Raw genomic sequence first — 828 nt, forward strand, 5'->3', positions numbered from 1 at the left:
ACCCAGCGCCAGCGCACTGCTGTCCAGTCCACCCGACTCGCCTTCCAGCTGCAGCTCGCCGAGCACCTCGCCGCCGTAGCGGATCGGCAGGCGCTGACCGGCCTCCAGCGACGCGTCCTGGCCAGGGGCCGTGTCCGGTCCACGCAGATGGACACGGCCGCCACGCAGCGCATGGTGTTGCGAAAACTCCTTGATGAACGCGCCCAGCAGGTCGGGCAAGGACCGGTACGGTTGATAGGCGCGCTGCAACATCTGACTGACTTGCCTGTGCATTGAAACTCCCCTTGCGAATGGCGCCCCGGTGCTGCTGCACCAGGCGATCGCGCAATGCCTAGCGTCTGGCTTCATTGCGTGATGCTGCGATGCCTACGCCGCGCCTCGCGCCAGCCGCTGCACACGCAGATCAACGCGCACGCTGTCCGCCCCCATGCCCCCAGGGGGTTGCCGTCGGTGGGTCGACGATGCGGACGTCGGACGGATCCGGATTCCCCCAACGCCTTCACGGCGCCGGCATTTCCGATTATCGAATCGGAGTTTCAAGAGAAACGTGATGATAATCACGTGAATATCCAGATTGCCGCACCACATCCACGGGTCGGCGGGCTCCTGCACCACCAGGAAATCGTCCTTTTCGTGGGCCGTGGCGCGGCGCCAGCGATATCTGGGCAGCGTGCAGCACCGGGCCCGTTTGCCGGTGCCGCCAGCGGGCGGCATAATCCGCGCCCAACCAAGGAGATTCAACGTATGGAACACACTAGCCCGGCAGCCCCCAAAAACTATCTGATGTGGGCGATCCTGAGTATCTTCGGTGGCTTCTGGCCCTTCGGC

Annotated in this window: 2 protein-coding genes; one reads left to right on the top strand and one right to left on the bottom strand. The window is 64.6% G+C overall.

The genetic code is table 11. From position 1 onward, the window contains the following. Positions 1 to 273: hypothetical protein (locus tag ACFC0D_RS38620; RefSeq protein WP_376446799.1), on the bottom strand; the 273-nt coding region annotated here is incomplete at its 3' end. A gap of 288 nt (positions 274 to 561) precedes the next feature. Between ACFC0D_RS38620 and ACFC0D_RS38625 the strand changes: the two genes are divergently transcribed. Continuing rightward, positions 562 to 828 (top strand): hypothetical protein (locus ACFC0D_RS38625; RefSeq protein WP_376446801.1); only part of this gene is annotated, 267 nt, incomplete at its 3' end.

It is taken from the genome of Streptomyces sp. NPDC056222, assembly GCF_042264065.1.
In the GTDB taxonomy this organism is placed as follows: Bacteria; Actinomycetota; Actinomycetes; order Streptomycetales; family Streptomycetaceae; genus Streptomyces.